Annotated in this window: 16 protein-coding genes; 8 read left to right on the top strand and 8 right to left on the bottom strand. The window is 68.9% G+C overall.

Going from position 1 to position 18,603, the window contains the following annotated elements; genetic code table 11:
• Positions 1 to 13: 13 nt before the first annotated feature.
• A complete protein-coding gene (locus BST13_RS24940; RefSeq protein ID WP_083166685.1) occupies positions 14 to 1,549 on the bottom strand; it encodes a DEAD/DEAH box helicase in 1,536 nt (511 codons plus the stop codon).
• 297 nt (positions 1,550 to 1,846) lie between these two features.
• Here BST13_RS24940 and BST13_RS24935 point away from each other — a divergent pair, with 297 nt between their 5' ends.
• On the top strand, positions 1,847 to 2,545 hold the full coding sequence (locus BST13_RS24935) for a ferritin-like fold-containing protein (protein WP_083166684.1): 699 nt from the start codon (positions 1,847 to 1,849) through the stop codon (positions 2,543 to 2,545).
• A gap of 6 nt (positions 2,546 to 2,551) precedes the next feature.
• On the opposite strand, the gene BST13_RS24930 is transcribed toward BST13_RS24935, so the two are convergent.
• A complete protein-coding gene (locus BST13_RS24930; RefSeq protein WP_083166683.1) occupies positions 2,552 to 3,367 on the bottom strand; it encodes a hypothetical protein in 816 nt (271 codons plus the stop codon).
• Positions 3,368 to 3,657: 290 nt separating this feature from the next.
• Here BST13_RS24930 and BST13_RS24925 point away from each other — a divergent pair, with 290 nt between their 5' ends.
• The gene (locus BST13_RS24925) at positions 3,658 to 3,897 is read left to right on the top strand and encodes a DUF3107 domain-containing protein (RefSeq protein ID WP_029373584.1); all 240 of its coding nucleotides are present in this window, start codon (positions 3,658 to 3,660) and stop codon (positions 3,895 to 3,897) included.
• Positions 3,898 to 3,908: 11 nt separating this feature from the next.
• Here the strand turns inward: BST13_RS24925 and fasR are convergent, their stop codons facing one another.
• A complete protein-coding gene (fasR, locus tag BST13_RS24920) occupies positions 3,909 to 4,559 on the bottom strand; it encodes an HTH-type transcriptional activator FasR (RefSeq protein ID WP_029373583.1) in 651 nt (216 codons plus the stop codon).
• 184 nt (positions 4,560 to 4,743) lie between these two features.
• On the opposite strand from fasR, the gene BST13_RS24915 reads away from it, so the two are divergent.
• The 3 genes from BST13_RS24915 (at position 4,744) to BST13_RS24905 (ending at position 7,983) form a co-directional block, all read left to right on the top strand.
• On the top strand, positions 4,744 to 5,778 hold the full coding sequence (locus tag BST13_RS24915; RefSeq protein ID WP_083166682.1) for a DUF3152 domain-containing protein: 1,035 nt from the start codon (positions 4,744 to 4,746) through the stop codon (positions 5,776 to 5,778).
• Between the two features lie 120 nt (positions 5,779 to 5,898).
• Positions 5,899 to 7,092, top strand: coding sequence for an adenylyltransferase/sulfurtransferase MoeZ (gene moeZ, locus BST13_RS24910; RefSeq protein ID WP_170064331.1), 1,194 nt, complete (start codon positions 5,899 to 5,901; stop codon positions 7,090 to 7,092).
• Positions 7,093 to 7,128: 36 nt separating this feature from the next.
• Positions 7,129 to 7,983 carry a TIGR02569 family protein gene (locus BST13_RS24905; RefSeq protein ID WP_083166759.1) on the top strand — a complete coding sequence of 285 codons (855 nt, stop codon included), beginning with the start codon at positions 7,129 to 7,131 and terminating at the stop codon, positions 7,981 to 7,983.
• 140 nt (positions 7,984 to 8,123) lie between these two features.
• On the opposite strand, the gene BST13_RS24900 is transcribed toward BST13_RS24905, so the two are convergent.
• Complete coding sequence (locus BST13_RS24900; protein ID WP_083166680.1) at positions 8,124 to 8,420, bottom strand: MGMT family protein; 297 nt, start codon at positions 8,418 to 8,420, stop codon at positions 8,124 to 8,126.
• A 2-nt stretch (positions 8,421 to 8,422) separates the two neighbouring features.
• Positions 8,423 to 9,181, bottom strand: coding sequence for an alpha/beta fold hydrolase (locus tag BST13_RS24895; RefSeq protein ID WP_170064330.1), 759 nt, complete (start codon positions 9,179 to 9,181; stop codon positions 8,423 to 8,425).
• A 126-nt stretch (positions 9,182 to 9,307) separates the two neighbouring features.
• Between BST13_RS24895 and BST13_RS24890 the strand changes: the two genes are divergently transcribed.
• Positions 9,308 to 12,469, top strand: a complete 3,162-nt coding sequence (locus BST13_RS24890) for an ATP-dependent helicase (protein ID WP_095533699.1) — start codon at positions 9,308 to 9,310, stop codon at positions 12,467 to 12,469.
• An 8-nt stretch (positions 12,470 to 12,477) separates the two neighbouring features.
• Positions 12,478 to 15,738 (top strand): ATP-dependent helicase, encoded by a 3,261-nt coding sequence (locus BST13_RS24885; protein ID WP_083166757.1) that lies wholly within the window; start codon positions 12,478 to 12,480, stop codon positions 15,736 to 15,738.
• Here the strand turns inward: BST13_RS24885 and BST13_RS24880 are convergent.
• From BST13_RS24880 to BST13_RS24870, 3 genes are all read right to left on the bottom strand, one after another.
• A complete protein-coding gene (locus BST13_RS24880; protein ID WP_083166677.1) occupies positions 15,735 to 16,226 on the bottom strand; it encodes a DUF2231 domain-containing protein in 492 nt (163 codons plus the stop codon). The two genes, BST13_RS24885 and BST13_RS24880, sit on opposite strands and share 4 nt — an antisense overlap.
• A gap of 31 nt (positions 16,227 to 16,257) precedes the next feature.
• Positions 16,258 to 16,971, bottom strand: a complete 714-nt coding sequence (locus tag BST13_RS24875) for a VIT1/CCC1 transporter family protein (protein ID WP_083166676.1) — start codon at positions 16,969 to 16,971, stop codon at positions 16,258 to 16,260.
• 72 nt (positions 16,972 to 17,043) lie between these two features.
• Positions 17,044 to 17,433, bottom strand: coding sequence for a DoxX family protein (locus tag BST13_RS24870; protein WP_083166675.1), 390 nt, complete (start codon positions 17,431 to 17,433; stop codon positions 17,044 to 17,046).
• Positions 17,434 to 17,475: 42 nt separating this feature from the next.
• Here BST13_RS24870 and BST13_RS24865 point away from each other — a divergent pair, with 42 nt between their 5' ends.
• Entirely contained in the window at positions 17,476 to 18,570 is a 1,095-nt protein-coding gene (locus BST13_RS24865) for a potassium channel family protein (protein ID WP_083166674.1), read from the top strand.
• Positions 18,571 to 18,603: the final 33 nt, after the last annotated feature.

The following is an 18,603-nucleotide window of genomic DNA, read 5'->3' as shown; positions in this document are numbered from 1 at the left end:
TGGCGCGTGTCAGTTAGCCAGCGCTGGCGGCTTCGGTCTTGCGGGGGCGGCGCCGACGGCGACGCCGGGCGGCAGACGGGGCATCGCCGTTGTCGGATTCCGCCACCGGCGCGTCGGCCGCTTCCGCGGTTGTCTCGGTCGCGGTGGTCACCGCTTCCGGATGCCCGGTCGCGGGCTTGCCTGCGCGGGTCCGGCGGCGCGTCCGGGTCCTGGCGGGCCGTTCCGAGGTGGAATCCGCCGACGAGATGCGCTGCTCCGACTTGTCGGCCTTGTCGCTCTTGTCGCCGCGCTTGGCGCCTGAGCGCCGCGGGCTGCCGACCGTGCCGGTGGCATCGGTCGGGATGCCCAGCTCCTCATAGATGTGCGGCGAGCTGGAATAGGTCTCGGCAGGATCGGGGCAGCCCAGGTTCAGCGCCTTGTCGATCATTCCCCAGCGGTCCAGCTCGTCCCAGTCCACCAGCGTGATCGCGACACCGGTCTTGCCTGCACGGCCGGTGCGCCCGATGCGGTGCACGTAGGCCTGCTCGTCCTCGGGGCACTGGTAGTTGATGACGTGCGTGACGTCGTCGATGTCGATGCCGCGCGCAGCCACGTCGGTGGCGACCAGCACGTCGACGGCGCCGGTGCGGAACGATTTCAGCGCCTTCTCCCGAGCGCCCTGGCCCAGGTCGCCGTGTACGGCGTCGACCTTGAACCCACGCTCGGCGAGTTCGTCGGACACCTTCTGCGCGGTGCGCTTGGTGCGCGTGAAGATCATCGTCGCGCCCCGGCCTGCGGACTGCAGGATGCGGCTCACCAGTTCCGACTTGTCCAGGGCGTGGGCCCGGTAGGCGAACTGCTCGGTGGTGTCGTGCGTTGCCGCCGAATGCGGGGCCTCGGCACGGATGTGGGTCGGCTGGTTCATGAACGTGCGGGCCAGCGTGATGATCGGGTCCGGCATGGTCGCCGAGAACAGCATCGACTGGCGATCGTCGGGAGTCAGCCGCAGGATGCGCTCGATGTCGGGCAGGAAGCCCAGGTCGAGCATTTCGTCGGCCTCGTCGAGCACCAGCACGGACAGGCCACCGAGCTGCAGATGGCCCTGCTGAGCCAGGTCGAGCAGGCGGCCCGGGGTGCCGACGACGACGTCGACGCCCTTGCGCAGCGCTTCGATCTGCGGTTCGTACGGACGCCCGCCGTAGATGGACGTCACGGTGAACGGGCGCTCGGCGGCCGTTCCGGTATCGGCGGTCAAGTACTTTGCCGCGGCGGCCAGGTCGTCGTAGACCTGCAGGCACAGCTCACGGGTGGGCACGACGATCAGGGCACGAGGTGCGCCGGTCAACGGGCGGGTCTCGTCGCCCGCCACCCGGTGCAGCAGCGGCACGCCGAACGCGAACGTCTTGCCCATACCGGTACGGGCCTGGCCGATCAGATCGCTGCCTGCGAGCGCAAGCGGGAGGGTGAGTTCCTGGATGGCAAACGGATGCACGATGCCGTTCTCGGCCAGAGCGCGCACAATTTCGTCGCGCACGCCGAGTTCGGCAAATGTTTTATTGAGATGCGTCATGGTTGGTGGAGGTAGCCTTTCGCTGTCAAACCTCATGGGGCGTCCACGCGCGCACGAGTTTCGACAATGACACGGCCGGTTCGCCCGGTACAGGCGGCGGTGCCGATCCGCGGGGCCCAGCGCTACGGGGCGGGCCAACTGCGTGCACGCACATTTCTTCGGTAGCGGCCTGGGCGGCTCGCAAGCGGGCTCGAAGCCGCTGCAGATCCTGTTACCAGAAGCCATTGTAGCTGGTCGGAGTCGCGGGGCCGATTTGCCGGGAAGTCGGCAGGCCCGGCGGAGTCTAAAGTTGGCCCCATGACATCGCCGCAACCCGCCGCAGAACAGATCGCCGAGCCGGCCGCACCGGCCGTGTCGGCCGACCATCCAGGGGTCGATGAATTGTTCGCGGTGCTGGCCTACGGCGAGGTCGCCGCGTTCTACCGGCTCACCGAAGAGGCGCGGATGGCACCCGATCTGCGTGGCCGCATCAACATGGCCAGCATGGCCGCCGCCGAGATGGGGCACTACGAAACATTGCGGGATGCGTTGGAGCGCAGGGGAGTTGACGTCGTTGCGGCGATGACGAAGTACGCCTCGGCGCTGGAGAACTACCACCGCATGACCACACCGAGCACCTGGCTGGAAGCTCTGGTGAAGACCTATATCGGCGATGCGCTCGCTGCCGACTTCTACCTGGAGATCGCCGACTCGCTACCGGAGGAGATCGCCTCGGTGGTGCGGTCGGTGCTCTCGGAGACCGGGCACTCGCAGTTCGTCGTCGCCGAGGTGCAGGCCGCGGTGACCGCCAGCGTTCGGCAGCGGCACCGGCTCGCGCTGTGGGCGCGCCGGCTGCTGGGTGAGGCCGTCACCCAGGCCCAGTTCGTGCTCGCCGACCACGACGAGCTGGTCGACCTGGTGATGTCCAGCGGGGAAGGCCTGACCCAGCTCGCCGAGTTCTTCAACCGGCTGCAGCACACGCACCACTCCCGCATGCAGGAGCTGGGCCTGGCCTGACCGCCGCTACTGCGTGCAGGTCGCGATCATCGTGTTGTTGGCCTGCTGGACCAGCGTTGCGCCGTTGGCATCGGTGATCGCGCAGTTGAGCTGACCGGTCACGCTGGTCGCCGTCACCGACTTGAGCTCGACCCCGGGGTTGAGCATCACGGTCTTGGTCCACGGCAGCGCCACGTTGAATTCGGTCTGCAGGGCGCCCTGCTGGTCGGTGTAGACGATGGTGACCAGGTCGAGCAACGGCCGGGTGCCGGTCACCGTGTAGGTGACGGTGCGGGGGGTGGCCTCGGCTGCAGGCGGGGCGGCCGCGGCAGGCGGTGCCGGTTCGGCCGTCGGCTCGGCGGTGGCCCGCGGGCTCGGCGTCACGGTCGTCACCGTTTCGGGCGACATGGCCGTGGGTGGCGGGGATGCGGGCTTTGACGTGGCGTCCTGTACCGGAGTGGTCGGGGACTGGCTCGTCGTGGGCGCCGCCGGGGAGGTCGTGGTGACCGAAACCGAGCCGCTGTCGCCGCCGCCCAGGATGATCACCGTGCAGATGACCGCCACCAGCAGGATCACGCCCGCGACCGAGGCGACCCACATCCACCGCTTGTCGACAGGCTCGTAGTACTCGTAGATGTCGTCGTCGGAGTCGTCGTGGCTGTCGCCGACGTAGGCGTCGTAGTCCTCGTAGGCAGAGCCGTCGTCACCACCGCGGTAGTCGTCGTAACTGGTGCGATAGCGGCTGCGGAAACTGGTGTCCGGATCGTATTGCCCGGGCGGCGGCGAATCGTCACCGAAGCGTTCGGCGGACTTCGTGTCATACGGCGAATAAGGCCTGGTCATGCGGCTTCCCAGTCGTCTCGTCCAATGTCGCTGCTGATGCTATCGAGGCGGATGTGACTGGTGAGGTTCGGTGGTCAGCGTGTCGGTCACGGTCCGGACTCGGTTCGGTCGCCGAAGATCTCCGCGCTCGGCACGGCAGGCATCAAGCGCGGCAGGCGGCCGCTCTTCGGCGTCGTCCGCACGCTTCGCGCACGGCGAACTCACAATGGCCGACGCTGGCGGCATCGGCGCGACGATGTCCACTAGCCTGCTGAGGGACACGGACAGTAGCGAAAGAAAAGGGGTCCAGCGTGGAGGTCAAGATCGGCGTCACGGACAGTCCGCGGGAGCTGAGTTTCAACAGCGCGCAGACGCCAAGTGAGGTGGAGCAGCAGGTCACCGACGCGCTCAGCAAGGACTCGGGCGTGCTGGCGCTGACCGACGAGAAGGGTCGCCGGTTCCTGGTGCAGAACAGCAAGATCGCCTACGTCGAGATCGGCGCCGCCGATGTGCGCCGCGTCGGCTTCGGCGTCGGGGCCGAGTCCGCCTGAGGGCAGGCCGTTCAGACGCGGGTGAGTGGCACGTGTGACAGTCCGCCCCAGGCGAACTGCACCGTGCCCTCGACCGCGGAGTCCTTGTCGATCGGCCGCTCGTTGTTGAGCCAGTAGCGCGCCGAGTCGACGCTGATCGCGACCAGGCCGACCGCGATCATCCGGGCGCGATGCGCCTCCAGGCCGGAATCGCGGCTGATCAAGTCGAACACTGCATCGGTGCACGCTTCGGTCGCCACCTTCACCTGGGCCGCCACCTGCGGCTCGGTCACGTAGTCGTTCTCGAAGATCAGCCGGTAGCCCTGACCGTCGTGTTCGATGAAGTCGAAGAACGCCTCCACCGCGGCACGCAACCGCTGCCGGTTGTCGGTGGTGGTGCGCAGCGCCTGGCGCACGCCGGACACCAGATTGTCGACGTGGCGCTGCAGCACCGCGAGGTACAGCTCCAGCTTCGACGAGAAGTGTTGGTAGAGAACCGGTTTACTGACACCGGCGCGTTCGGCGATCTCGTCCATCCCCGCGGCGTGATAGCCGCGGTCGACAAAAACCTCGCTGGCGGCTGCCATGAGCTGACCCCGTCGCTCGTCGCGCGGCATGCGGTTTCCCCGTCGACCGGTTGTCCGCTTGTCGGCTCTCCTCTCGGTGTTGGCGACGTCGCTCATGCAGTCCTCAATCTGGATTCCTCTGGCGCGCTTGGTCATGGTCGGCCAAGCTGCTCATCGCACGACAGTACTACCGACGCCGTACTGGGTGCGAAATGTCCGAGGGTTGCGAATTGGTGGCAGCGTGGTCACGGAGCAGACGCACGGGCGCCGTATTCACAGCCGGCTGTGCCATTCTGGATCGGTGACCTACGACCCGGGGCCCCGCGCGGGCAGCCGCGTCCCGGCACTGCGCGACGAATGGCGAGAGCCGCTGCGCGCCCAACGGGATCCGCTGGCGGTCGACTCAGGTCGGCCCCGGGTCAATCGGGACGAACGGGGCCAGTGGCGCAAGCAGACCTGGCTCGGCCGATTCGTCTCCACCTACGGCTGGCGGGCATACGCGCTGCCGGTACTCATCGTGCTGACCGTCGTCGTGCTGTACCAGACCGTGACCGGCACCACCAGCGCGCACGGCGGGCACGCCGACGACGGACCGGTTCAGGGGTCGCCCACCATCGACCATGCCGCCACCGCCATCATCGGTGCACCCCCCAAGGGCCTCACCGAGTTCGACGCCAACCTGCCCACCGGGATCCTGCCGGCGGGCGGGCAGTTCACCGAGGCCGGTGCCAAGACCTGGCACATCGTGCCCGGCACCACCGAGAAGGTCGGCAAGGGCACCACCAAGTCGTTCACCTACACCGTCGAGGTGGAGGACGGTGTGGACACCACCTCCTTCGGCGGCGACGACGGCTTCGCCCGCATGGTCAGCGAGACCCTCGCCAACCCCAAGAGCTGGACGCATGACGGGATGTTCGGCTTCACCCGCATCGACGCCGCCAGCGGAATCGAGCCGGACTTCCGGGTGTCGCTGACCTCGCCGATCACCGTGCGGGAGGGCTGCGGTTACGACATCCAGCTGGAGGCGTCCTGCTACAACCCGTCCTACGACGGCCAGGCCCGCGTCTTCATCAACGAGGCCCGCTGGGTGCGTGGCGCGGTGCCGTTCCAGGGCGATATCGGGTCCTACCGGCAGTACCTGATCAACCATGAGGTCGGCCACGCCATCGGCTACCAGCGCCACGAGGCGTGCCGCGATGACGGTGCCCTGGCGCCGATCATGATGCAGCAGACCTTTTCCACCGCAAACAACGACGATGCGAAGTTCGACCCCGAGACCGTCAAGGCGGACGGCAAAACCTGCCGGTTCAACCCCTGGCCGTATCCCATCGCCTAGCCCCCGGATCCGGTCCGGCTGCCCAATAGCGGCTACCGCGGCACGGGAAGCATGTCCGTCGGATTACCGTTGTGCCTACGTACGGTCCATGACTTGAGGAGACATGCGGTGTCCGCGAATTTGGGTGTGACGTTACCGCCGCTGGTTGAACCGGCGGCCGAGCTCACCCGCGAAGAGGTGACGCGCTACAGCCGCCACCTGATCATCCCCGATGTGGGTGTGGTCGGGCAGAAGCGGCTCAAGAACGCCAAGGTGCTGGTACTCGGTGCCGGCGGGCTCGGTTCACCGACCCTGCTGTACCTGGCCGCGGCCGGGGTGGGAACCATCGGCATCGTCGAGTTCGACGTCGTCGACGAATCGAACCTGCAGCGCCAGATCATCCACGGCCAGGCCGACATCGGGAAGTCCAAGGCGCTCAGCGCCAAGGAATCCATCCTGGCGATCAACCCGCTGGTGACGGTCAACCTGCACGAGTTCCGGTTGGAACCCGACAACGCCGTCGAGCTCTTCAGCCAGTACGACCTGATTCTCGACGGCACCGACAACTTCGCCACCCGGTATCTGGTCAACGACGCCGCAGTGCTCGCGGGCAAGCCTTACGTCTGGGGTTCGATCTACCGGTTCGAGGGGCAGGTGTCGGTGTTCTGGGAGGACGCCCCCGACGGCCCCGACGGCGAGAAGCAGGGCCTGAACTACCGCGACCTGTACCCCGAGCCGCCGCCACCGGGAATGGTTCCGTCGTGTGCCGAGGGCGGCGTGCTGGGCATCCTGTGCGCGTCCATCGCGTCGATCATGGGCACCGAGGCGATCAAGCTGATCACCGGTATCGGCGAACCACTGCTGGGTCGGCTGATGGTCTACGACGCGCTCGACATGACGTATCGGACCATCCGGATCCGCAAGGACCCGTCGACGCCGAAGATCACCGAGCTCATCGATTACGAGGAATTCTGCGGCGCGGTCTCCGACGAGGCGACCGCGGCGGCTCAAGGCTCCACCATCACCCCGCAGGAACTGCGGGAGCTGCTGGACTCCGGTAAGCCGTTGGCGCTCATTGACGTCCGCGAGCCGGTCGAATGGGAGATCAATCACATTCAGGGTGCCGAGCTGATCCCGAAGCCGACCTTCGAGTCAGGCGATGCGCTCGCCAAGCTCCAGGTTGACCGCACACCCGTTCTGTACTGCAAGACCGGGGTGCGCTCGGCCGAGGTGCTGGCCATCGTGAAGCAGGCCGGGTTCTCCGACGCGATGCATCTGCAGGGCGGCATCGTGGCGTGGGCACGCCAGCTCGATCCCGACATGGTGATGTACTGACGGCCAGTTTGCGGGTCAACACCTTAGGCTGAGGTGGTGACTGTCGAGCGGCCGCCGGAACATGTGCTGGCGGCGTTCGGGCTGTCCGGGGTCCGCCCCGTCCCACTGGGTTCGAGTTGGGAGGGTGGTTGGCGCTGCGGCGAAGTCGTGCTGTCCGTGGTCGCAGACCATGCCCGTGCGGCGTGGTCGGCCAAGGTGCGCGAGACCCTGTTCGTCGACGGCGTTCGGCTGGCCCGCCCGGTGCGTTCGACCGACGGGCGCTACGTGGTGGCGGGCTGGCGCGCGGACACTTTCGTCGCCGGAACCCCCGAGCCCCGGCACGACGAAGTGGTTTCGGCGGCAGTGCGCTTGCACGAGGCAACCGCGACACTGGAACGGCCCCGATTCCTCACCCAACCGCCGGTCGCGCCATGGGCTGACGTCGACGTGTTCATCGCCGCCGACCGCGCGGCCTGGGAGGAACGGCCGCTGCATTCGCTGCCGACCGGGGCCAGGGTCGCGCCGGGTTCCACCGACGGGCAGCGTTCGGTCGAGCTGATCAACCAGCTGGCGACACTGCGCAAGCCGACCCGCAGCGCCAACCAGCTCGTGCACGGCGACCTCTACGGCACAGTGCTTTTCGCCGGCGCGGCGGCTCCCGGGATCACCGATATCACCCCGTACTGGCGTCCGGCGTCGTGGGCGGCCGGCGTTGTGGTGGTCGACGCGCTGTCGTGGGGTGACGCCGACGACGGGCTCATCGAGCGCTGGGACACGTTGCCTGAGTGGCCGCAGATGTTGTTGCGGGCGTTGATGTTCCGGCTGGCGGTACACGCCCTGCACCCCCGGTCCACCGCCGCGGCGTTCCCCGGCCTGGCCCGCACCGCCTCGCTGGTGCGCCTGGTGCTGTAACCCGCGCGAGCTCCCTTTCTCCCGCGAGCTCCCTTTCTCCCGCGAGCTCCCTTTCTCCCGCGAGCTCCCTTTCTCCCGCGAGCAGACGCGGAGGTACCCCGGCACGCCGCTGTTCGGGTACCCAACTGTCTGCTCGCGCTCTAGAACTCGTGGCGGCACTCCCGCAGCGCGATCCGGCCGTCAACCGACAGCACGCCCTCGGCACGCAGCAGTTCGAGCTGCCGGGTGCTCAGATGGGGTGCGGGCCGGCCGGAGGCACGGATCACGCGGTGCCATGGCAGGTCCGACGAGTCGGTGCGCATGATCCAGCCGACTATCCGGGGGCTGGAAAGCCCTGCGGCATCAGCGATGTCGCCGTACGTCGCAACCCGGCCCGCGGGAATGGCGGCGACCAGCGCGCGGACCGTCTCCACCTGCTCCTCGGTCACCGCCGCCATGACTATGCCAACCGTTCGGTGATCAACGCCGCGGTCTCGGCGGGCCGGGCCTGAGCCACCATGTGATTGCAATCCCAGTCCAGCAGCGTGAAATCGGATCCGAGCCGCTCGGCAAGCGCATCGATCAGCTCATCCGTGGCATACGGCGGGCTGGTCTTGGTCGCCCGTACCAGTGTGGTTGGTGTTCCGGTGCGCGGTAAGGCAACTGGCCGGGCCAGCTCACTCCAGTACGCCATCATCGCGGGCATGCAGATCCGCCACCCGTATCGGCCGTTGGGCAGTTCGATCAGATGCTCGGCGAGCTCACGGTCCAGTTCGGCGGCGTCGACCTCGCCCCAGGAACCCTTCACCTTCTCCGCGCGAGCTTCGGCAGCGTCGGTGTAGTCCGGCGACGCCATCATGTTCTCGGCGATCTCCCGCATCCACTCACCGTCGAGGCCCACCGCAGGGTCCAGCAAGACCAGCCCGGACACCAGGCCCGGATAGGTGGCAGCCAGGGTGAGCGCCACCGCACCGCCGAACGAGTGCCCGACCACCAGCGTCGGCCCATCCAGCAGGGCCGCCAAGGCGTCGACGTTGGCCGCCAGCGTCCACGGCGCAGCCCACGACGAGCTACCGTGCCCGAGCAGATCGGGCGCCAGGATCGACACGCCGGGCAGCTGCGAGGCCAGGGTCTGCCAGCGCTGACCGTGCCCGGTCACGCCGTGGATCAACAGCACCTCGGCTGGCGCCTGCGGACCGTACCGGAGGACGTTCAACATATCGGGGGACACCCCCGTGATGCTGCCAGGGTCGGGCTGTTCGCTCCAATCCGCTCCGCTACTTGTCGGGCTGTTCGCTCCAATCCGCTCCGCTACTTGTCGGTCCCTTCTGGTGTCATGCCTTCCATGACTGCACATGTCGAACCGGCACTGGCGGGCACCGAGCTGCTGGCCCCGGGGAGCGCTGGCGTGGTGCGGCTGCTCGGGGGCCCCGGAACCGGCAAGAGCTCGCTGTTGGTCAACACGGCCGTCGAGCACATCGCCGCGGGCACGGATCCGGAATCGGTTCTGCTGCTGACCGGTTCGGCGCGGCTGCGCGCGGCCGCCCGGGCCGCGGTCACCGCGCGGCTGCTGGCGGCGGGGGAGCGGCACGTCGTGCGTGAGCCGCTGGTACGGACGGTGCACTCGTACGCCTTCGCGGTGCTGCGATTGGCCGCCCAGCGCAATGGTGACCCGCCGCCGCGGCTGATCACCAGCGCCGAACAGGACGGCATCATCCGTGAACTGCTCGCCGGCAACCTGGAGGACGGCCCCAACTCGGGTGTCTCCTGGCCCGAACAACTGTGGCCGGCGCTGAGCACCGCAGGTTTCGCCAGCGAACTTCGCGACCTGATGGCGCGCTGCACCGAGCGTGGTGTGGATCCTCTTGCGTTGCAACGCCTCGGCCGGTCGGCGCGGCGTCCCGAGTGGCTGGCCGCCGGACAGTTCGCGCAGGCCTACGAACAGATCATGCTGCTGCGCTCAGCGGTGGGCATGGCCGCACCGCAGGCCACCGTGCCTGCGCTGGGAGCGGCCGAACTGGTCGGCGCCGCGTTGGAGGCCCTGGGCACCGACGCCGACCTGCTGGCCGCCGAACGCGGCCGGATCAGCTTGCTGCTGGTCGACGACGCCCAGCACCTCGACCCGCAAGCTGCCCTGATGGTGCGCGTGCTGGCGGCCGGCGCCGGGTTGACCGTGATCGCCGGCGACCCCGACCAGGCGGTGTTCGGTTACCGCGGTGCCGATCCGGTGTTGTTGCGCGACGCGGGCGACACCGAGGACGCGACGATCGTGCTGACCGAATCGCATCGGTGCGCCCCGGAGGTCGCTGCCGCGATCGCCGGTATCGGACGACGGCTCCCCGGCGTCGGCCCCACGCGCGACATGCTCGGCAATGCCACGGCCGAGGGCACTGTCACCATGCGGTTGGCCGCATCCACCCACGCCGAGTCCACGCTGATCGCCGACGCGTTGCGACGTGCTCACCTCGTCGACGGGGTGCCGTGGTCGCAGATGGCCGTCATCGTCCGCTCGGTGCCGCGGGCCGGGACCGCGTTGGCCCGGGCCCTGACCAGCGCCGGCGTGCCGGTCGAGTCCGTCGGGGACGTGCCACCCGTGGCCCAGCAGCCCGCCGTCGCCGCGCTGCTCACAGTGCTCGACGCCGCCGCCACCGGCCGCCTGACCGGCGACAGCGCGGTGGCTCTGCTCGCCGGGCCGCTCGGGCGCGTCGACCCGGTCAGCCTGCGGCAGCTCCGGCGTGCGCTGCGCCGAGCGGACGGTTCGACACCACCACGGGACTTCGGCGACCTCGTGGTGGAGGCCGTGGCCACCGAACCACGAGGGCTGCCGGTCGAACAGCTTCGGCCGCTGCGGCGGCTGCGTGCGGTGCTGACCGCAGCTCACCAGAGCGTGGGCGCCGGAGCCGATCCGCGGCATACGCTGTGGGATGTCTGGCATGCCTGCGGTCTGCAGCGCCGGTGGCTGACGGCCAGCGAGCGCGGCGGAACCCTTGGCGCGCAGGCAGATCGGGACCTGGACGCGGTGACGACGCTGTTCGACATTGCCGATCAATACGTCAACCGGACGGCGGGCGCATCGCTGCGCGGCCTCATCGATCACGTCATGGCGCTCGGGGCGCCTGCCGCACCCACCGACCCGCGTCGACAGCCCGACGCCGTCGCCGTGCTCAGCGCCCATGCCGCGCTGGGCCGGGAATGGGAGTTCGTTGTCATCGCCGGCGTGCAGGAAGGATTGTGGCCCAACACAGTTCCTCGGGGCGGGGTGCTCGGAACCCAGCATCTGGTGGACGTGCTCGACGGCGTCTCCGCACCCGCCGACGCCGCGGTGTCGACCAGGGCGCCGCTGCTGGCCGAGGAACGCCGGTTGCTGATGGCCGCGATGGGCCGTGCCCGCACCCGGCTGCTGGTGACCGCGGTGGACAGCGATGCCGGGGACGGCTCGCTGCTGCCGTCACCGTTCTGCACCGAGCTGACGACCCTTGCCACCGACGCACCGGTGCTGCCGCCGCTGGCAGCGCCGCGGGTGCTGGCCCCCTCGGCGCTGGTCGGTCGGTTGCGCGCGGTGGTGTGTGCCCCGGACGGGGCGGTCGACGAGGATTCGCGTGTTTGTGCGGCAACGCAATTGGCCCGGCTGGCCGAAGCCGGGGTGCCAGGTGCCGATCCGGCAGACTGGTACGCCATGACCCCGCTGTCCACCGACGAACCGTTGTGGTCCGGCGCCGATCAGGCGGTGACGCTGTCTCCGTCGACGCTGCAGATGCTCACCGACTGCCCACTGCGCTGGCTGTTGGAACGCCATGGTGGCGGCACGGGCCGCGATGTGCGCTCCACCGTCGGATCGCTGCTGCACGCCCTGGCCGCCGAGTCGGGGCGCACCGAGAGTCAACTCGTCAACGAGCTCGAAAAGGTCTGGGACCAATTACCCTTCGAGGCGAAATGGTATTCGGACAACGAGCTGGAACGGCACCGCGCGATGTTGGAGACGTTCATCCGGTGGCGGGCCGACACGCGGTGCCAGCTCACCGAGGTGGGCACCGAGGTCGACGTCGAGGGCGTCATCCGGCCTGCCGATCCGGAGTCGGGGGATGACGCACCCGAGGTCCGGGTGCGGGGCCGCCTCGACCGGCTGGAGCGGGACAGGGCCGGTCGCCTGGTGGTCGTCGACCTCAAGACCGGCAAGAGCCCGGTGACCAAAGAGAACGCAAAGAACCACGCGCAGCTGGCCATGTACCAGTTGGCCGTCGCAGCAGGTCTGCTGACGGACGGAGTCGACGGTGACCCGGACGAGCCCGGTGGAGGTCGGCTGGTCTACCTCGGCAAGGCCGGCGCGGCGGGCGCCACGGTGCGGGAGCAGGATCCGATGACCCCTCAGACGCGTGCCGATTGGCTGACGGCGGTCGGTGACGCCGCGGCCGCCACCGCGGGACCGCAGTTCCTGGCCAGAGTCAACGACGGCTGCTCGAACTGCCCGGTGCGCTCGTCCTGCCCGGCGCAGGCGCCGCGGTCATGACGCCGGTCGTGACAGCCCGTTACAGCCCGGCCGAATTGTCCTCTGCCCTGGGGCTTTTCCCGCCGACCGACGAGCAGGACGCGGTGATCGCCGCGCCACCCGGTCCGCTCGTGGTCATCGCGGGCGCGGGCGCGGGGAAGACCGAGACCATGGCCGCTCGGGTGGTGTGGCTGGTGGCCAACGGTTATGCCACCCCGTCGCAGGTGCTCGGGCTGACCTTCACCCGAAAGGCTGCCGGCCAGCTGCTGCGCCGGGTTCGTACCCGGCTGGCGCGGCTGGCCGGTGCGGGTCTCGCACCGGACGTGGGCACCGACGAAGCAGTCACCGTCAGCACCTACCACGCGTTCGCCGGCACGCTGCTGCGCGAGCACGGCCTGTTGCTGCCCGTCGAACCGGACACCCGGCTGCTGAGCGAAACCGAACTGTGGCAGTTGGCTTTTGACGTGGTGTGCGCACACCCGGGCCGGCTCGACACCGATAAGACGCCGGCCGCCGTGACCGCGATGGTGTTGCGTCTCTCCGGCGCGCTCGCCGAGCACCTCGTCGACACCGATCAGCTGCGTGACACCCACTCCGAACTCGAGCGGTTGGTCCACACGCTTCCGGCCGGGCCGTATCAGCGTGACCGCGGGCCGAGTCAATGGCTGCTGCGCATGCTGGCCACCCAGACCGAACGCACCGAGTTGGTGCCGCTGATCGATGCGCTGCACCACCGGCTGCGCGCCGACAAGGTGATGGACTTCGGCATGCAGATGGCTGCCGCGGCCCGGTTGGCGGCCGGTTTCCCGCAGGTCGGCGAGCAATTGCGGCAACGCTTCCGCGTCGTGCTGCTCGATGAATACCAGGACACCGGGCATTCCCAGCGAGTGGCGTTGTCGGCATTGTTCGGTCGCGGTGCCGACGACGGACTGGCGTTGACGGCCGTTGGTGATCCCATCCAGTCCATCTACGGTTGGCGGGGTGCCTCGGCCACCAACCTGCCGCGGTTCACCACCGATTTCCCGTTGGCAGACGGCACCCCGGCGCCGAGCCTGGAGTTGCGGACCAGCTGGCGTAATCCGCCGAGCACCCTGCACGTCGCCAATGCCATCTCGGCCGAGGCGCGGCGCCGGTCGGTTTCGGTGCGCGAATTGCTGCCCCGGCCCGGTGCGGATCCGGGCACCATCCGCTGTGCGCTGTTGACCGACGTTGTGGCCGAACGGGATTGGGTGGCCGATCAGATAGCCGGCAGGTACCACGGGGCCCGCGAAGCCGGCCAAGCAGTCCCGACGGCTGCGGTTCTGGTGCGGCGCAACGCCGATGCCGCCCCGATGGCCGAGGCGCTGGAGGCCCGCGGGATCCCGGTCGAGGTGGTCGGGGTGGCGGGCCTGCTGGCGGTGCCCGAGGTGGCCGATCTGGTGGCGATGCTGCGACTGGTCGCCGACCCCGCCGCCGGGCCTGCGGTCATGCGCATCCTCACGGGGCCGCGGTGGCGGTTCGGTGCCAACGACCTCGCGGCGTTGTGGCGCCGAGCGGTCGAGCTGGACGACCGCCCGCACGGGGAGCCCGGCCCGGCCGAGATCGTCGCCGCGGCAGCACCCGATGCCGACGCCGCGTGCCTGGCCGACGCCATCTGCGATCCCGGTGCGGCCGAGAACTATTCGGCTGCGGGCTACCAGCGGATCGTGGCGTTGGGTCGGGAACTGACGATGCTGCGCGCGCATCTGAGCCACCCGCTGCCCGAGCTGGTCGCCGAGGTCCGGCGGGTAGCGGGCCTGGATGCCGAGGCGCGGGCAGCTCGGCCTGTGACCGCGGGCTGGACAGGCACCGAGCATCTCGACACGTTCTGCGACCTGGTGGCCGACTACGCCGGCCGCTCGGGGGCGGACCAGGTCGGGCGCCCTGGCTCCACGGTCGAGGGATTGCTGGCCTACCTCGACGCCGCGACGGTCGTCGAAAACGGGTTGGCTCCTGCCGAACTGGCGGTCTCCCACGACCGGGTGCAGATCCTCACCGTGCACGCCGCCAAGGGCCTGGAATGGCAGGTGGTTGCGGTGCCGCATCTGAGTGCGCGGGTGTTCCCGTCGACGGCGTCGGCCCGTACCTGGCTCACCGACGCCGCGGACCTGCCGCCGCTGCTGCGGGGGGACCGCGCCACCGTGTCCGAGATCGGCGTACCGGTGTTGGACACCTCGGACGTCAACGATCGAAAAATCCTGTCGGACAAGATCGCCGACCACAAGAGCAAACTCGAGCAGCGGCGGGTCGACGAGGAACGCCGGTTGCTGTACGTGGCCGTCACGCGCGCCGAGGACACCTTGCTGATCTCCGGACACCACTGGGGCGCCACCGAGAGTAAGCCGCGGGGCCCGTCGGAATTCCTGTGCGAGATCAAGGCCATCCTGGAGGATGCCGCGGCCCAGGGACGACCGTGCGGCGATATCGAGCACTGGGCGGCCGAGCCCGCCGCCGGTGAGCAGAACCCCTTGCGGGACAGGGCAGCCGAAGCCATCTGGCCCGCCGACGCCGGTCCGGGCGGCGACGTACTCCGCGGTGCCGAGCTCATCGGCCGGGCGATGGCGGGGCAGCTCGACGCGGGGACCGACTCCGATGGCTGGGCCGCGGACGTGGACGCGCTGCTGGCCGAACGGGACCGGGAGCCGGTGGTGCTTCCCGCCGAGCTGCCAGGGCAGGTGTCGGTCAGCACGCTCGTCGAGCTCAGCCGGGACCCGCGGGCCGCCCTGCAACGGCTGCATCGCCGACTACCGCAACGCCCGGACCCACATGCCCTGCTGGGCACCGCATTCCACGAGTGGGTGCAGCGGTTCTTCCACGCCGAGCGGCTGTTCGACCTCGACGACCTGCCCGGTGCGGTGGACAGTGAAGTCGGTCGTGGCTGCGCGGAGGAGCTCGCCGAGCTGCAGGACGCGTTCGTGATGTCGCCGTGGGCCGCCCGTACGCCCATCGAAGTGGAAGTGCCGTTCGACATGGTGATCGGCAAAACCGTTGTCCGCGGCCGCATCGACGCGGTGTTCGCCGACACTGACGGCACCACCACGGTGGTGGACTGGAAGACCGGTGAGCCGCCCGAAACTCCGGAGGCCAAAGAGCAGGCCGCGATCCAGCTCGCGGTGTACCGCCTGGCTTGGGCGGCGCTGCGCGGCTGCCCGCCGGAATCGGTGAACGCGGCGTTCCACTACGTGCGGTCGGGGCGGACGGTCAGGCCGGAAATTCTGCCCGGCGCCGAGGAATTGGCTGCACTGCTGGCGGACCCGAGCCCAGACTCCTAGCCCTTGTTCGTCGAGGTGAGATGGGCGATCTCTTTGCTCCACACCGACTGGGCCCCGGCGTCGCCGATGCGATAGACCTGCACCATCGAGGCAACGCCGACCAGTATCGCCACCACCGCGACGATGGCGTTGTACAACACCCGGCGGCTGTTGTCGCGCCGCTCGGCGTACCGCAGCGCCACCAGGGCCAGGGCAACCACCAGCAATGCCACCGAGAAATAGATCATGGTGTCGCCCAGCTCGGCGTGTTCCTGCAGGATGGCGTCGGGGCTGCGGCGCAGGTCGTAGAGCCAATTGCCGGCCTGGATCGTGATGGGCGTCAAAATCGCTGTGATGACGGCAAGAACGAGGGTGACCCAAACCAGCTGGCCTCTGCGGGCGCCCGCCCAGAGCGCACAGATGATCTCCAACACCGCGGTCAGCGGCGCGAGGATGACGATGGCGTGCACGAACAACACGTGCGCCGGCAGGCCGTTGATGACAGTCATGGCACTCCTTGGCTGATGGGAGGTATCAGAGTCAGGCGATCGCGGCGCCGACGAGATGACCGATCGCATAAGTGATCGCCAACGCCAGACCGCCACCGATCACGTTGCGCAGCACTGCACGGCCTTTGGGCGCGCCGCCCAGGCCGGCCGACACCGCTCCGGTGAGCATCAGGGCCAGCAGCACTGCGACCACGGTGACCGGGATGCGCCACGTCGTCGGGGGAAGCAGGATCGCGAGCAACGGCAGCAGCGCGCCGACGGTGAACGACAGCGCCGACGACAGCGCCGCTTCCCAGGGATTGGTGAGTTCGTCGGGGTCGATGCCCAGTTCGACTTCGGCGTGCGCGGCGAAGGCGTCGTGCTCGGTCAACTCCTCGGCGACGGTGCGCGCGGTCGCCGCCGACAGTCCTTTGGCCTCGTAGAGACCGGCGAGTTCGTCCAATTCGGCTGCGGGGTCTGCCTTTAACTCGCGGCGTTCCTTGCGCAGCAAGGCTTGTTCGGTGTCGCGCTGCGTGCTCACCGAGACGTATTCGCCCAGCGCCATCGACACCGCGCCCGCGGCCAGGCCGGCGACACCCGCGGTCAGGATGGGCGCGCGTTCCACGGTGGCGGCGGCCACACCGACGACGATGCCCGCGGTGGAGACGATTCCGTCATTGGCGCCCAACACGCCGGCGCGCAGCCAATTCAGCTTTGACGACACCGATCCCACGTGAGGTTCGGCCGGGTGGGTGGGACTCGACACGGCTGCGACGATATACGCCGAAACTGTGTGCTGCCAGCAACGATAGCCTTGCCAAACTCGTTGGGCGGTCGGCTACGAGTTGCGATAAACCTTCAGCGCCGTGGTGACCATCGGGACCTGCAGCGGCAGGCGGGCGATCGCGATGATCCGCATGGGCCACGGCTTGTTCCACCACAGTCGCACCATGTTGAGATTGCCGGGGAACACCGCGACGAACAGCGCCACCGCGGCGAGCGCGCCCAGCCGCCGGGTGCGCGGGGCGGCCAGCATCGCGCCGGTCGCCAACTCGCCGACACCTGAGGCGTAGGTATAGAAGCGGGGCGTGCCGGGCAGCTCCGCGGGGATGATCGTGTCGAACGGTTTGGGCGCGACGAAATGCAATGTGCCCATGCCGAGCAGCATGACGGCGAGTCGCCGGGCGGTGCGGGCAGCGGCGGTTCGCTGAGGTGTGGCCGTGGTCATGGTTTCATTGTGGCGTGCGTCCGCTTCGATCGATCGGTAGTCGTGGCTAAAGGCAGACTGCGGCGCAGGCTCGCCGCCATTGACGAGAACCTGACCTCGCGGCCGGATGCCGCGCTCGTCGACGTGTTGCGGATCCCGGAGCCGTTCGTCAGCCCGGGCCGCAAGATCGCCATGCGCGTGCTGTACGCGCTGGCTGCCCTGATGGCGGCGGTGCTGATCGTGTACATGGATCGGTACGGCTACCGAGACAACGACAGCGTGCCGGATCCGAACCATCCGCTGTCGTTCCTCGATTGCCTGTATTACGCGACGGTGTCGCTGTCGACGACGGGCTACGGTGACATCACGCCCTATACGGATTCGGCACGTCTGGTCAACGTCCTGATCATCACGCCGCTGCGGGTGGCGTTCCTGATCGTCCTCATCGGTACCACCGTGGAAACCCTGACCACCCAGTCCCGGCAGGCGCTGAAGATCCAGCGATGGAGGAGCAGAGTGCGCAACCACACCGTCGTCATCGGATACGGCACCAAGGGCCGTACGGCCGTCGCGGCCATGGTGGGTGACGAGGTTGCCCCGGCCGACATCGTCGTCGTCGACGAGAACGCGACCGCGTTGGAGCGTGCGAAGAGCGCCGGCTTGGTGACGGTCCACGGTGACGCGACCAAGTCCGACATCCTGCGGCTCGCGAGTGCCCATCACGCGAAATCGATTGTCGTCGCGACGGACAACGACGCGAGCGCCGTGCTGGTCACCCTGACCGCCCGGGAACTGGCCCCCAACGCCAAGATCATCGCGGCCGCGCGGGAAGCCGAGAACCAGCATCTGCTGCGCCAGTCCGGCGCGGATTCGACTGTGGTGTCCGCGGAGACCGCGGGCCGGCTGCTGGGTATCGCCACGCAGACCCCCAGCGTGGTGGAGATGGTCGAGGATCTGCTGACGCCCGACGCGGGCTTCGCGATCGCCGAGCGGGAAGTCGAACCGAAGGAAGAGGGCGGCTCGCCGCGGCACCTGCACGACATCGTGCTCGGTGTGGTGCGCGGTGGCCGCCTCGTCCGCGTGGACGATCCCGAGGTCGACGCGCTGGAGTCCGGTGACCGGCTGCTGTACATCCGCAGCGCGGACGCCGAGCGATGACCAGGGCGAGCGAAACGACGGGGAAGAATCACC

Source organism: Mycobacterium aquaticum (assembly GCF_002086485.1).
GTDB classification, from domain to species: domain Bacteria; phylum Actinomycetota; class Actinomycetes; order Mycobacteriales; family Mycobacteriaceae; genus Mycobacterium; species Mycobacterium aquaticum.
The sequence above is the reverse complement of the archived record's forward strand: the minus strand, read 5'-3'. Positions and strand labels throughout refer to the sequence as shown.